This is a genomic window from Brevundimonas sp. FV1ye4L (assembly GCF_058681255.1).
Map to the genome: position 1 here is coordinate 2,830,464 of NZ_CM178734.1, position 13,531 is coordinate 2,843,994.

General features: G+C 67.5%; 12 protein-coding genes. 7 read left to right on the forward strand and 5 right to left on the reverse strand.

What is annotated here, in order from left to right; genetic code table 11:
- Positions 1-8: 8 nt before the first annotated feature.
- Positions 9-674 carry a redoxin domain-containing protein gene (locus ACW17X_RS13625; RefSeq protein ID WP_492098168.1) on the reverse strand — a complete coding sequence of 222 codons (666 nt, stop codon included), beginning with the start codon at positions 672-674 and terminating at the stop codon, positions 9-11.
- On the opposite strand from ACW17X_RS13625, the gene argH reads away from it, so the two are divergent.
- The 5 genes from argH to ACW17X_RS13650 all read left to right on the forward strand — a co-directional run bounded on the left by argH (position 673) and on the right by ACW17X_RS13650 (position 5,394).
- Positions 673-2,109 (forward strand): argininosuccinate lyase, encoded by a 1,437-nt coding sequence (gene argH / locus ACW17X_RS13630; RefSeq protein WP_492098170.1) that lies wholly within the window; start codon positions 673-675, stop codon positions 2,107-2,109. The two genes, ACW17X_RS13625 and argH, sit on opposite strands and share 2 nt — an antisense overlap.
- Positions 2,106-2,336, forward strand: a complete 231-nt coding sequence (locus ACW17X_RS13635; RefSeq protein ID WP_492098172.1) for a hypothetical protein — start codon at positions 2,106-2,108, stop codon at positions 2,334-2,336. Before argH ends, ACW17X_RS13635 begins: the two co-directional genes overlap by 4 nt.
- A 6-nt stretch (positions 2,337-2,342) precedes the next feature.
- Positions 2,343-3,617 (forward strand): diaminopimelate decarboxylase, encoded by a 1,275-nt coding sequence (gene lysA / locus ACW17X_RS13640; protein ID WP_492098173.1) that lies wholly within the window; start codon positions 2,343-2,345, stop codon positions 3,615-3,617.
- A 48-nt stretch (positions 3,618-3,665) separates the two neighbouring features.
- Positions 3,666-4,322, forward strand: a complete 657-nt coding sequence (locus ACW17X_RS13645; protein ID WP_492098175.1) for a hypothetical protein — start codon at positions 3,666-3,668, stop codon at positions 4,320-4,322.
- A 79-nt stretch (positions 4,323-4,401) separates the two neighbouring features.
- Positions 4,402-5,394 carry a cation diffusion facilitator family transporter gene (locus ACW17X_RS13650; protein WP_492098177.1) on the forward strand — a complete coding sequence of 331 codons (993 nt, stop codon included), beginning with the start codon at positions 4,402-4,404 and terminating at the stop codon, positions 5,392-5,394.
- Between the two features lie 186 nt (positions 5,395-5,580).
- Here ACW17X_RS13650 and ACW17X_RS13655 read toward each other — a convergent pair whose 3' ends face one another.
- Entirely contained in the window at positions 5,581-6,438 is an 858-nt protein-coding gene (locus ACW17X_RS13655) for a glutamate racemase (RefSeq protein WP_492098179.1), read from the reverse strand.
- A 128-nt stretch (positions 6,439-6,566) separates the two neighbouring features.
- On the opposite strand from ACW17X_RS13655, the gene ACW17X_RS13660 reads away from it, so the two are divergent.
- On the forward strand, positions 6,567-8,744 hold the full coding sequence (locus ACW17X_RS13660) for a M3 family metallopeptidase (RefSeq protein WP_492098181.1): 2,178 nt from the start codon (positions 6,567-6,569) through the stop codon (positions 8,742-8,744).
- Positions 8,745-8,786: 42 nt separating this feature from the next.
- Here ACW17X_RS13660 and ACW17X_RS13665 read toward each other — a convergent pair whose 3' ends face one another.
- Positions 8,787-9,071 (reverse strand): UrcA family protein, encoded by a 285-nt coding sequence (locus ACW17X_RS13665; RefSeq protein ID WP_492098183.1) that lies wholly within the window; start codon positions 9,069-9,071, stop codon positions 8,787-8,789.
- 188 nt (positions 9,072-9,259) lie between these two features.
- Between ACW17X_RS13665 and ACW17X_RS13670 the strand changes: the two genes are divergently transcribed.
- Entirely contained in the window at positions 9,260-10,225 is a 966-nt protein-coding gene (locus ACW17X_RS13670) for a magnesium and cobalt transport protein CorA (RefSeq protein ID WP_492098185.1), read from the forward strand.
- Between the two features lie 45 nt (positions 10,226-10,270).
- Here ACW17X_RS13670 and ACW17X_RS13675 read toward each other — a convergent pair whose 3' ends face one another.
- The gene (locus ACW17X_RS13675; RefSeq protein ID WP_492098187.1) at positions 10,271-10,606 is read right to left on the reverse strand and encodes a UrcA family protein; all 336 of its coding nucleotides are present in this window, start codon (positions 10,604-10,606) and stop codon (positions 10,271-10,273) included.
- Positions 10,607-10,744: 138 nt separating this feature from the next.
- Positions 10,745-13,444 carry a phosphoenolpyruvate carboxylase gene (ppc, locus tag ACW17X_RS13680; RefSeq protein ID WP_492098188.1) on the reverse strand — a complete coding sequence of 900 codons (2,700 nt, stop codon included), beginning with the start codon at positions 13,442-13,444 and terminating at the stop codon, positions 10,745-10,747.
- Between the last annotated feature and the right edge of the window lie 87 nt (positions 13,445-13,531).

Sequence of the window (13,531 nt, forward strand, 5' to 3'; positions counted from 1 at the left end):
ACCCCCGATCAGGCGGCAGGCGTCGTCCCGGCGGAAGGCGCGCCTTCCGCCAGCAGGGCGTCGATCAAGGCGTGGGCCTCGGGGCTGTTCCAGTCGGCCTCGCCCGAGAAGGTGGCGCGGATCCGGCCTTCGCGATCCAGGAAGATGGTCTGGGGCATCTTGCCCTTGCCCGGAAACTCGAACGGCAGCTGGAACTTGATGTCGCTGTACAGCGGCAGGGGCTCGTGCACGTCGATGAAGCTCTTGGCGTCGGCCAGGGCGTCGGCCGAGGCGTCGACGTTGATCGGCAGGACGATCAGGTCCTCGTTCGCCTGATAGGACCTGGCCAGGGCCGCCAGGGTCGGCATTTCGGTGCGGCACGGAGCGCACCACATGGCCCACAGATTGACCACCACCACCTTGCCCTCGAAGGTCGAGAACCGCACCGCCGTGCCGTTGCGGTCGCGGAACATATATTCGGGCGCGGTCTTCAGCTCGGACGGCGTCTCCAGCGACGCCAGCGACCCGACGGCGAACCGGGCCAGATCGCTTTTCGCAACAGGCGTCGTCTGGGGTTGCGCCTTCTGCCTATGATTGGCGTATAGCGACATCGCCAAGCCGCCGGCGCCGGCAAGCGTGCTGAACAGCACGAGCGCGCCGACGACCGCCCAGATCGCCTTTCTCGAGCCACTCATGACAGACGCCGCCTCCGATACCGCCAAAGCTGATGTTTCTAAGGCCCCGGCAAAGCCCGCAGGTCAAGACATGTGGGGCGGCCGCTTTTCGTCGCGGCCCGCCGAGATCATGCAGGCGATCAACGTCTCCATCGGCGTGGACCAGCGTCTGTGGCGTCAGGATCTGGCCGGATCGCGCGCCCATTGCCGGATGCTGGCCAAGCAGGGCGTGATCCAGGCGGCGGACGCCGAGGCCATTCTGGGCGGGCTGGACGCTATCGAGGCCGAGATCCTCGGCGGGACCTTCCCCTTCCGCGACCAGTTCGAGGACATCCACATGAATGTGGAGGCCCGGCTGTCGGAACTTATCGGCGAGCCCTCGGGCAGGCTGCACACCGCGCGCAGCCGCAACGACCAGGTGGCCGTCGATTTCCGCCTGTGGGTCCGTGACGCCGCCGATCGCACCATCGCCCAGCTGAAGGCCTTGCAGGTCGCCCTGCTGGACCGGGCCGAGCAGCACGCCGCCGACCTGATGCCCGGCTTCACCCATTTGCAGACCGCCCAGCCCGTGACCCTGGGCCACCATCTGATGGCCTATGTCGAGATGTTCGGCCGCGACGCCGGCCGGTTCGCCGACGCCCGTACGCGGATGAATGAAAGCCCGCTTGGCGCCGCCGCCCTGGCTGGTTCGCCCTTCCCGATCGACCGCCATATGACAGCGGCCGAGCTGGGCTTCGACCGGCCGATGGCGAACTCGCTGGACGCCGTATCGGATCGCGACTTCGCCCTGGAAAGCCTGGCCGCCGCCTCGATCACGGCGGGCCACCTGTCGCGCCTGGCCGAAGAGATCGTGGTCTGGATGACGCCGATGTTCGGTTTCGCCAGCCTGCCCGACGACCTGACGACCGGGTCGTCAATCATGCCGCAGAAGCGCAATCCCGACGCGGCCGAACTGGTCCGGGCCAAGACCGGGCGGATCCTGGGCTCGCTGGTCGCCCTGTCGACCGTGATGAAGGGCCTGCCGCTCGCCTATTCCAAGGACATGCAGGAGGACAAACCGCCGGTGTTCGAGGCCTTCGACGCCCTGGACCTGGCCCTGGTCGCCATGACCGCCATGGTCTCGGCCCTGCGTCCGAACACCGAACGGATGGCGGCCGCCGCCGGCGCCGGCTTCTCGACCGCGACCGACTTAGCCGACTGGCTGGTGCGCGAACTGAACCTGCCCTTCCGCAAGGCGCACCACGTAACGGGGGCGGCGGTGAAACAGGCCGAGGCGATGGGCGTGGACCTGTCGCAACTGCCCCTGGAAGAAATGCAGAAACTGGAGCCGGGGATCACGGAAGCGGTTTACAAGGTGCTGACCGCCGAGGCTTCGTGCCAGAGCCGTCAGAGCTATGGCGGCACCGCGCCGGAACAGGTCCGCGCGCGCATCGCCGACTGGAGAGCCCGCCTATGAAGAAGACCCTGATCCTCGCGGGCCTGCTCGCCCTGTCGGCCGCCGGCTGCGGTCGCATGGCCGATCTGGAATCGCCGGTGCGCGAGACCGAGCGGGCCACCCGCAGCAGCCGCGCCCCCGGCTTGCCCGAGCCGGCGACGATCAACCGCCCGTCCAGCAGCGTGCCGATCGACGGCGGTCCCTCCAATCCCATCGGCGCCGGCGCCGCCCAGAACGATCCCCGCTAGGCCGCCTTGCACCATTTCGACCTGAAGGACGGCGCCCTCCATGCCGAGGGCGTGCCGCTGGAAATCATCGCCGACGAGGTGGGGACGCCCGTCTATGTCTATTCCACCGCGACGTTGAAGCGGCACTACGGCCTGCTGCGCGCCGCCGCCGACGCCCATCGTGAAGCCCTGGGCGAGGCCCTGATCGCCTTTGCGGTCAAGGCCAACTCCAACCTGTCGGTGCTGGCGACCCTGGCCAAGCTGGGCTCGGGCGCCGACACCGTGTCGGAGGGCGAGATTCGTCGGGCCCTGGCGGCGGGCATCCCCGCCGACCGGATCATCTTCTCCGGCGTCGGCAAGACCGATGTGGAGATGGTCTTCGCCATCAGCGTGGGCGTGCGCCAGATCAATATCGAATCCGGCGCCGAGCTGGACCGGCTGATCGCGGTCGCGGCCCTGATGCAGGCTTCGCCGGCCGTGGCGGTGCGGGTCAATCCCAATGTGGGCGCCGGCGGTCACGCCAAGATCACCACTGGCGGCAAGGGCGACAAGTTCGGTGTGCCGGTCGAGGAGGCGATGGCCCTCTACGCCCGCGCCTCCGCCTCGCCCCATGTGACGCCTGTGGGCCTGGCCTGCCATATCGGCAGCCAGATCACCGACCTGGCCCCGCTGGAGGCCGCCTTCACGGTGCTGGCCCAGATGACCCGCGACCTGCGGGCCCAGGGCCATGCGGTGACGCGGCTGGACCTGGGCGGCGGCCTGGGCGTGCCCTATTCGGGCGGGGTCGAACCCCCGTCGCCGGCGGATTATGTGGCCATGGCCGCGCGGGTCCTGGCCGGCCTGGACGTCGAAGCCGCCTTCGAGCCCGGCCGTCTGCTGGCCGCCAACGCCGGGGTGCTGCTCAGCCAGGTGATCCAGGTCAACGAACGCTCGGACGGGCGGCGCTTCCTGGTGCTGGACGCGGCGATGAACGACCTGATGCGCCCGGCCCTTTACGACGCCTTCCATGACATCAAGCCGGTCAATCCGCGTCCCGGCGCCGCCCGCGCCCATGATGTGGTCGGCCCGGTCTGCGAGACCGGCGACACCTTCGCCCGCGACCGCGACCTGCCCCCGCTCGAGACCGAGGATCTGGTCGTCTTCACCGGGGCCGGCGCCTATGGGGCGGTGATGTCCAGCGAATACAACAGCCGCCCCCTCGTGCCTGAGGTTCTGGTGGACGGCGACCAATGGGCCGTCATCCGGCCGCGCCCCACCTATGAGGACATGCTGGACCGGGAGCCCTTCGCCGACTGGCTTTAACGCTGAATTGGCCTCGACTGTTATAAAGTAACGAGCTATAGGGCCGCCATGTCGCCCGTCTCCGAACCGTCCGTGCTGCTGTCCCTGCTCGGGGGCGGCTTCGTCGCGGCCTTTCTGCACGCGGCCCTGCCGACCCACTGGCTGCCCTTCACCCTTGTGGGGAGGGCCCAGGGCTGGCGGGCGTCGCGGGTGCTGCTGGCGGTGACTGTGGCGGGCCTGGCCCATATCGCGACGACGGCGGTGGTCGGCGGCCTGATCGTGGCGGCGGGGCTGGCCCTGGACCAATGGATCCAAGGGCTTCTGCCCCACCTGGCGGCTGTCCTGCTGTTCCTGTTCGGCGCCTTCTATCTGGCGCGGGCGACCCTGCTGCGTCCGGTGACGGCCGGCGGGCCGCAAATGGCCGCCGCCGCCCCTGCCGTCTCCAACAAGGCGGCCTTCCTGGGCCTGGTGGCCATGATGGCGGTGTCGCCGGGCGAGGTGCTGTTGCCCATCTATCTGTCCTCGGCCTCGGAAGGCTTCGCCGCCTTGGTCCTGCTGACCCTGGTCTTCGCGGTCGGCACCATCGCCGGCATGGCGGTGTTCACCGCCCTGGCCAGCGCGGGGGCCTCGATCCTGCGGCTGGAGCGCTGGGCGCGATACGAGGGCGCGGTGCTGGGGGCGGCCCTGATCGCCCTGGGTCTGATGGTCGCCCTGCATCAACACTGACGGGGCATTACATGATAACATTCAATGCGTTATCATGTAGCAGCTTGGCCGTTTGCGGAAATGGCGTATAGGCCGACACATGAGCGCCTCGCACGGACACGATCACGCCGATCACGACCATGATCACGACCACGATCATGGTCATGCGCACGGCCATCATCACCATGGCCATGGGCATCACCACGGCCACGGCCACGTTCACGGGCCGGTGGACACCGGCGACTGGCGCTACGCCGTCGGCCTGGTGGTCAATCTGGCCTTCGTCGTCTGCGAGTTCGGCGCCGGACTGATCGCGGATTCCACCGCCCTGATGGCCGACGCAGGGCATAATCTGTCGGATGTGCTTGGCCTGGCCATGGCGGGCGGCGCGGCCTGGCTGGCGCGGCGCGGGGCGCACGGGGCGGCGGGCGGCCGACGTACCTACGGTTTCGGCAAGGCGACGGTTCTGGCGGCCCTGGGCAACGCCCTGCTGCTGATCTTCGCCTGCGGGGCCATCGCCTTCGAGGCCGTGCGCCGCTTCGCCGAACCGGCGCCGGTGGGGTCGGGCGTGATCATGACGGTGGCGGCCATCGGCTTCGTCATCAACCTGGGCACGGCCCTGCTGTTCATGAAGTCCCAGCACGACCTGAACGCCCGCGGCGCCTATCTGCACATGATGGCCGACGCCGGGGTGTCGCTGGGGGTGGTCGCGGCCGGCGGGCTGATCATGCTGACCGGCTGGTCCCTGGTCGATCCGTTGGTCAGCCTGGTCATCGTCGCCGTGATCCTGTGGTCCACCTGGGGCCTGCTGAAGGATTCGGTCAATCTGGCCATGGACGGCGCTCCCGCCGACGTGGACGTGGCCAAGCTGGAAAAGGCGCTGATGGGGCTATCGGGCGTTCGGGCGGTGCACGACCTGCACGTCTGGGGCCTGTCCACCACCGAGACCGCCTTGACGGCCCATCTAGTCCACGACCGCGAGGACGGAGACGCCCTGCTGATGGAGGCCCAGGCGCTGGCGAAACGCCATTCGATCCGCCACACGACGCTTCAGCTCGAAAACGAGGCCCTGCCGGATTGTCCGGGGTGTTGAGTTCCACCCACCCCCACAACCGTCATCCTAGGCCTTGTGCCTAGGATCCATAGACTCAGGACCCGCCGCATAGCGAAGAGCGGCACAGTCTGCGCCTCATAGCCCGACACCGGGAGTATGGATCCTAGGCACAAGGCCTAGGATGACGTGCGGTGGCGGAGCACCGCGTCGGCGCCGTGTCCGTCCCTACGCCCGCGCGAACGCCAGCGGCGCGCCCCAGAACTGCGACACCATTTCCGACTGCGGACCGGCCTGGCCCGTCGTCAGGAAGTCGCGGCGGCCGCTGTCGCCCAGTTCGAACTCGGGGTGCCGCGCGAAATACCGCTCCAGCGCATCAGCTACCGCGGTCGGCTGGTTGATCAGCACCGTCCCCGCCGGCAGGGCCGAGGCGAACAGTTCGGCGATGATCTCGTAATGGGTGCAGCCCAGTATGGCCTTGTCCGGATGGCGGCCGACGCGGCGGCGCAGGGCGTCGACATGGTCGTCCACCACCACCTTCAGCTCCTCGCGCGGGGCGCCCAGTTCGATCAGGCCGGCCAGGCCGGGGCAGGGCTCGGAAAAGACAGCGATGTCCTCGCGCCGCTTGTCGATCTCGATCTCGAACACGCGGCTGATGGCGGTCGCGGCGGTGCAGAAGACGCCGGTGATGTCGATGGCCTCGACCTTCTCGCCCTCTTGGGGCCGCTCCGCCTCGAAGCTCCAGGGCTTGCCTGTGGCGGCCTCGATGGTCGGCACGATGATGCCCAGCACATTGACCGGGCGGCCCAGCCGTTCGCGCAGGCCGGGGATCCAGGTCTGTTGCAGGCGGCGCAGGGCGATGGCGCTGGCGGTGTTGCAGGCCAGTACGACGACCGAGGCGCCGGCGTCGAACAGCCGCTCGCACCCCGCCTTGGTCAGTTCGACGATGTCCTCGCCGCCCCGCCCGCCATAGGGGGCGTGGGCCTGGTCGGCCAGATAGACGAAGTCGCGCTGCGGAAAGCGCCGGGTCAGTTCGCGATGGACGGTCAGGCCGCCCACGCCGGAGTCGAAAACGCCAATAGCCATGACCGCGCTTTAGAACAGTGCGACGATCGATCCAACAAGATTACGGGCCTTTAACGCCCCGCGCAGGTGACGATCCGCCCTGGCGCGCCTAAGTGTAGCCCCGACATGATTTTTCCACGGAGCATTCCATGCACAGACGCCAGCTTCTCATCGCGGGCGGCAGCCTGATGGCCCTCTCGGCCTGCGCCTCGACCGGATCCGGCGCCGCTTCCGTCGCGCCGCCCGCCATGGATCTGGCCGAAGAGGCCCGCATCGCCCGCGCCGTCCTGCCGGCCGCGACGCCCCGGGCCGAACTGCTGCAGCCCTGGACCGGGTCCTATGACGGCCTGCCGCCGTTCGACAAGGTGACCCCGGCCAAGCTGCGCGAGGCCATGCTGGAAGGCATCGAACTGCAACGCGCCGACATCGCCGCCATCGCCAATAATCCTGAAGCCCCCACCTTCGCCAACACCATGGCGGCGCTGGAATTGGCCGGCGAGCCGCTGGACCGGGCGTCCAACCTGTATGGCGTCATGACGTCCAACATCGGCGGCGAGGCCTATGACGCCGTTGATACCGAACTGTCGCCCATCCTGTCGGCGGCCTTCGACGAGATCACCTTCAACGAAAAACTGTTCCAGCGCGTCAAGACCATCGCCGACAACGCCGACGCCATGGGCCTGAGCGCCCAGCAGAAGCGTCTGGCCGAGCGTCGCCGCGACGCCTTCATCCGTTCGGGCGCCAATCTGGACGCGGCCGGCAAGGCCGAGCTGGGCCGGATCAACACCGCCCTGTCCAACGCCTTCACCCGCTTCGGCCAGAAGGTCGTCGCCGACGAGAACGCCTGGACCCTGATCCCGAACGAAGCCGGTCTGGCCGGCCTGCCCGCCTCGAACAAGGCTGCCGCCGCCTCGGCCGCGCGCAGCCGCAATCTGCAGGGCTGGGCCATCCTGAACACCCGTTCGTCGGTCGATCCCTTCCTGACCTTCGCCGACGACCGGGCCCTGCGCGAGCAGGTCTGGAAGAAGTTCGTCAATCGCGGCGACAACGGCGACGCCAACGACACCAATGCGACCATCGCCGAGATCGTGAAGCTGCGTGATCAGCGGGCCAAGCTCTTGGGCTATCGCAACCATGCCGAACTGCGCATGCAGGACACCATGGCCAAGACCCCGGCCAATGCGCAGAACCTGATGGACCGCGTCTGGGCGCCGGCCAAGGCCCGCGTCGCTGAAGAGGTCGCCGACATGAAGGCGATCGCCGGGTTCGATATCGAGCCCTGGGACTATCTGTACTTCGCCGAGAAGGTTCGTAAGGCCAAGTACGACCTGGATCAGAACCAGCTGAAACCCTATTTCGAGCTGAACGCGGTGCGCGCCGGCTCCTTCGCCATGGCTGAGCGTCTGTACGGCTTCAAATTCACTCAACTGCCCAAGGGTTCGGTCCCGACCTTCGAGCCGGACGTCGAGGTCTATGAGCTGCACGACAAGGCCACCGGCAAGCTGATCGGCCTGTATTACACCGACGACTATGCCCGTCCGGGCAAGCGTTCGGGCGCCTGGATGACCACCTATCGGTCCTTCTCGACCCTCGACGGCTCAAAGGTGATCCTGGGCTCGAACAACAACAACTTCACCAAGCCCGAGCCCGGCGAGCCGGTGCTGATCTCGCTGGACGACGCCGAGACCCTGTTCCACGAGTTCGGCCACACCCTGCACTACTTCTCGGCGAACGTGACCTATCCGTCGTTCGGCAATACGCCGCGCGACTTCGTCGAATATCCGTCGCAGGTGCACGAGCACTGGGTGCTGAGCCGGCCCATCCTGGACGGCTATCTGAAACACTATCAGACGGGCGAAGCCATGCCCCAGGCCCTGGTCGACAAGATCCAGGCCTCGTCCACCTTCAACCAGGGCTATGCGACGGTCAGCTATCTGTCGTCCGCCATCGTCGACATGGACCTGCACACGCAAACCACGCCGCCGACCGACATCGACGCCTTCGAGAAGGCCAGCCTGGCGCGCATCGGCATGCCCAGGGAGATCGTGATGCGGCACCGCCTGCCGCAGTTCAATCACCTGTTCACGTCTGACGCCTATTCGGCCGGCTACTACAGCTACCTCTGGTCCGAGACGATGGACGCCGACACCTGGGCCTATTTCGAGGAGTCGGGCGACGTCTTCAATCCGGACATCGCCGGCCGCTTCAAGTCGATCATGCTGGCGCCGGGCAACACCACCGACCGCGCCGAAGCCTACCGCGCCTTCCGCGGTCGCGACCCGGACGTGGCGGCCCTGCTGAAGGTCCGGGGCTTCCCGACGAACTGACGAGATGCTGTCGCCGCCGGATCGCTCCGGCGGCGATCTGCTTCAGACGTCAAAGCTGCGCCTGTTCAGCGTATAGTCAGTACGGCGAGGCGTCGGCAGCTGATCGATCGCCTCCTTGCGAATGGCCGAGCGGCAATTCCGCCGTTGCAGGCCCGCATAGGCCGCGCAAGCGGCGTTCGCCGTACTGGCGATCCGGGCGTCGAGCCGCGCGGTTCCCGCCGGCGTAGTGAGATCGAGATCGCCATAGCGCACCGTGGCGTTCATTGCAGAGGCTGAGCCGGCGGCTAAGAGCACGGCGGCGGTCGAGAGAGCGATGATCCTGAACATTGTCGTTTCCTGTTTCCACCGTCGTTGCGGCAGAGGAACAGTGATCGCCGAATAGATCGAAACGGCGAAGCTTCTTGGGCGGAAACGGGGCCGACTTATAAATCGACGTCATGACATTCCGGTCATGCATGACTTTCGCTCCGTGCCGACGCGGCTTAAGCCGGACTTATATTGATCCTGGGTTCGCCATGCCGGTCGTCGCTTCCTACACTTATTCAAGCGGTCATCGCCTGCGACCGGCTCCTCTCACTGAGGCTGGGCTCAAGCTGAGCAAGGACGAGTTCGTCTGGATTGGTCTGCACGATCCGACCGACGCCGAGTTCGACGTCCTGGTGAAGCGGTTTCATCTCCACCCCCTGGCAGTGGAGGACGCCCTGTCGGCGCACCAGATGCCGAAGGTCGAGGTCTATGGCCACGAACTGTTCGTCGTCGCCCGAACCGCCGAAAAGGTGGACGACCACATCAGCTATGGCGAGACCCACGTCTTCGTCGGAACCGACCATGTCATCACGATCCGCCATGGATCGGAGCGGTCACACACGGCTCTGCGCGCCCAGCTGGAGGCCGCGCCCGAGCAGCTTCAGGCCGGGCCGGATTTCGTCTTGCATGGGGTGCTGGACTTCATCGTCGACGCCTATGCGCCCATCGTCGACGGCGCCGAGGACAGCGTGCTTGAACTGGAGCAGAGGGCTTTGGACGCCTTCCTGTCCCGCGGCGAGATTCGTCGCCTCTTCACCCTGCGCCGTGAACTGCTGAAGTTCAGACGCATCCTGGGTCCGATGGAGGAGGTGGCGGGCAAGCTGCAGTCGCTGGATCTGCCCTGTATCGATCCGAACGTCCGTCCCTATTTTCGCGACATCGGCGACCACGTGCGGCGGGTGAACAGCCGGCTGAACGGGTTGACAGAAATCCTCGCCTCGGTGTTCGAAGTCGCCAATCTGCTGGAGCAGCAGCGTCAGGGCGTCATCACCCGGAAGCTGGCGTCTTGGGCGGCGTTTCTCGCCGTGCCGACGGCCATTGCCGGCATCTACGGGATGAACTTCGAATTCATGCCGGAACTGCACTGGCGTTACGGCTATCCGCTCGTGATGAGCCTGATCGTCGCCGTCTGCGTCGGGCTGTACGTCACTTTCAAGCGCACGAAATGGTTGTAGGCCCGCAGGCCGGCGAAGGGCGCCGCGCCCTCCGCCGGCCTCGGATCAGCTGTTGGCGAACAGGCCGACGACCTGGGCGACCTGACGGGCGTCGCGCGGGGCGCGGGCGTAGTCGATCTGGCGCGAGCGCGGCAGTTGGCGCATGGCTTCAGCGCGAACGGCCGATCGGCAGGCCTGGCTGCGAACGATCCGGCTGCCCGGAACCGTGAAGTTGCGGCACAGGTCGGCGGCGGCCTGGTCGATGCGGCCGTCGAAGGCGGCGGCGCCGGCGGCGGTGGACAGGTCCAGATCGCGGAAGGCGATCGTGGCCTCGTCCTGAGCGAGGGCGGGGGACACGGACAGGACGGCGACGGCGAAGAGAACGGGGGAGAGAACCTTCATCGCTTTGCTCCTAGGAGAAAGATAATCGCCCGAAATGGCGACGAGGGCGCAATACGCGTGTTGTGTAACAGCACGATGAGGGTTCCGGCGCCGATGTGCGACAGCCGGATTAAATCGTCTTAAGGGTAATGGCCGCAATCAGCCGCTGTTGCGCAGCCCCGCGGCCACCCCGTTGATCGCGAGCAGGATTCCCTCGCGCACCCGCGGATCCTCGTCACCCGCCCGTCGCCGACGGATCAGCTCGATCTGCACATGGTTCAACGGCTCGACATAGGGCATCCGCAGTCGGATCAGACGATCCAGCTCCGGCTGGCCGCCCAACAGCTTGTCATGGCCGGTGATGGCCAGGATGGCGTAGTGGGTTCTCTGCCATTCGTCGCGGATCTCGCCATAGATGCGCGCGGCCAGCGCGGCGTCGGTCACCAGGGTGGCGTAGCGCCGGGCGACGGTCATGTCCGACTTGGCCATGACCATTTCCATGTTCTGCACCAGGGTGCGGAAGAAGGGCCAGGCCTCGGCCATGGACTTCAGCCTGGCCATGTCCTGCCCCTCGACCGCCGAGCCGAAGCCGAACCAGCCGGGCAGCATGACCCGGCTCTGGGACCAGCTGAACACCCAGGGAATGGCCCGCAGATCCTCGATCCGGGTCGAGGCGGTCCGCGACGACGGGCGCGAGCCGATCTTCAGGTCTGCGATCTCGGCGATGGGGGTGGCGGCGCGGTAATAGTCGACGAAGCCGTCGGTCTCATAGACCAGCTTGCGATAGGCGGCCATCGACCGGGCCGACAGGTCCGATAGGGTAGCGCCGTGTTCGGCGGTGAAGACCTGGTCCTTGCCCTGGCCCAGCGAGGCCAGAACCGCGCCGCAGGTCAGGGCGTCCAGATTGCGCAGGGCGATCTCGGGCTCGCCGTATTTGTTGGCGATGACCTCGCCCTGTTCGGTGGTGCGGATCCGGCCCTGGACCGTGCCCTCCGGCTGGGCCAGCACCCCGGCGAAAGACGAGCCCCCGCCGCGTCCGACCGTGCCGCCGCGCCCGTGGAACAGCTGCAGCTTCAGACCCGCGGACTGCGTCACCTCGACCAGGGCGCGCGAGGCCTCGTGCAACTCCCAGCCGGACGTCAGATAGGAGCCGTCCTTGTTGGAGTCCGAATAGCCGATCATCACCTCCTGCACGCCGCGCGCCTTGGCCACGGCCAGGGCCGACGGCTCCTTCAGCAGACGCTCCAGCGTGGGCCGCGAGGCGCGCAGATCCTCGATGGTTTCGAACAGGGGGGCGGCCTGGATCGGGCAGGCGGCGGGATCCTCATGACGATAGAGACCGACCTCCTTCAGCAGCAGATAGACTTCCAGCAGGTCCGAGGCCGCGTCGGTCTTGGAGACGATATGGGTGCGGATGGCCTGGGGTCCGAAGGCGGCCAGGGCGGCGGCGGCGGCCTGGAGGATGCCGCGCTCCTTCAGGGTCTCGGCCGCATAGTCGGCATAGGGGCTGAACAGCTGGCGCGGCGAAGCCAGTTCGGCGGCCAGCACCGCCAGCCGGCCTTCCTCGTCCAGACCGGAATAGTCGGCGCAGACCCCGGCCGTCTTCAGCAGGTCGGCGACGACCCGTTCGTGGACGTCGGAATTCTGGCGCAGGTCCAGGGTGGCCATATGGAAGCCGAAGATCTCGACCGCCGTGATCAGGTCGTTCAGCCGGTCGTCGGCGAAGACCCCGCCGTGGTGGTTCACCAGGCTGTCGTGCAGGATCCGCAGGTCGGCCTCGAAAGCGTCCGGGCCGGAATAGGGATCAGCCAAGACGACGGCGCGACGCGGCGGCGGGGTTCCGCCCCGCGCCTCATAGGTGGCGGCCAGACGGGCGTAGACCCCGGTCAGGGCGCGGCGATAGGGCTCGTCGGCGCGCTGGGGCGAGGGGTCGTGGGCGGCGTCGGCCAGGGCCGCCAGCTCTGGCGAGACCTCGGCCAGTTCGGCGGCCAGGCTCAGCTCGGCCCCCAGGGCGTGAACCTCGTCCAGATAATAGCCCAGCACCGCGCGCGACTGGGTGCGGAAGGCGGCGGCCAATACGGTCCCGTCGACGTTCGGATTGCCGTCGCGGTCGCCGCCGACCCAGGTGCCGACCCGCATGAAGGGTTGGAGGTCCGGGGCGTCCAGCAGGCGTCGCCAGGCCGACAGCTGTTTCGGCGCAACCCGCAGGAAGATGCGGTCGAGGAAGGAGACGACCGTGTCGATCTCGTCCTGCACCACGAGCCCCTGGGTGCGGACCAGGCGCGTGGCCCACAGGATGACGATCTGGCGGCGCAGGGGTTCGTTGATCAGGGCCGGCGAACAGGCGTCTCCGGCCTTGTCGCAGGCGTCCAGCATGTCGGAAATGGCGGCGATTCGGTCGATCACGCTCTTGCGTCGGACCTCGGACGGGTGGGCCGTCAGGACCGGCGAGACCAGGGCCTCCTCCAGCAGGGCGCGCACCGCCGCGCCGTCCACATTCTGTTCGGCCAGCCGCTGCAGGGCGCCTTCGGGCGTGTCCGGGCGGGCGCCGGCCTCGGCCTGGCCCTGGGCGCGACGGCGGGTGGCGCGATCCTCGGCGATATTGGCCAGAAGCGAGAACAGGGCGAAACCGTGGGCCAGGCCGGCGGCCTGATCGACCGACATGGTCGTCAACAGCTTCTCCAGACGCTTGGCCGGGTGCGAGGCCGGGTCGCGGTGATAGGCCACCGAGGCCTGACGCACCGCCTCGACGTGGTCGAACAGGGCCTCGCCGCCTTCCTGACGAATGACGTCGCCCAGGATGCCGCCCAGCAGTCGGACTTCTTCACGCAGGGCGTCGTCGGCGGCGGGCGTCATCATCGGCATATCCTAGGCGGGAGCAGGGAGATCGGCATGTGAAGGGGCCGAAACGCCGCCGTCAACGCACGATCCATGACAACGGGCGAT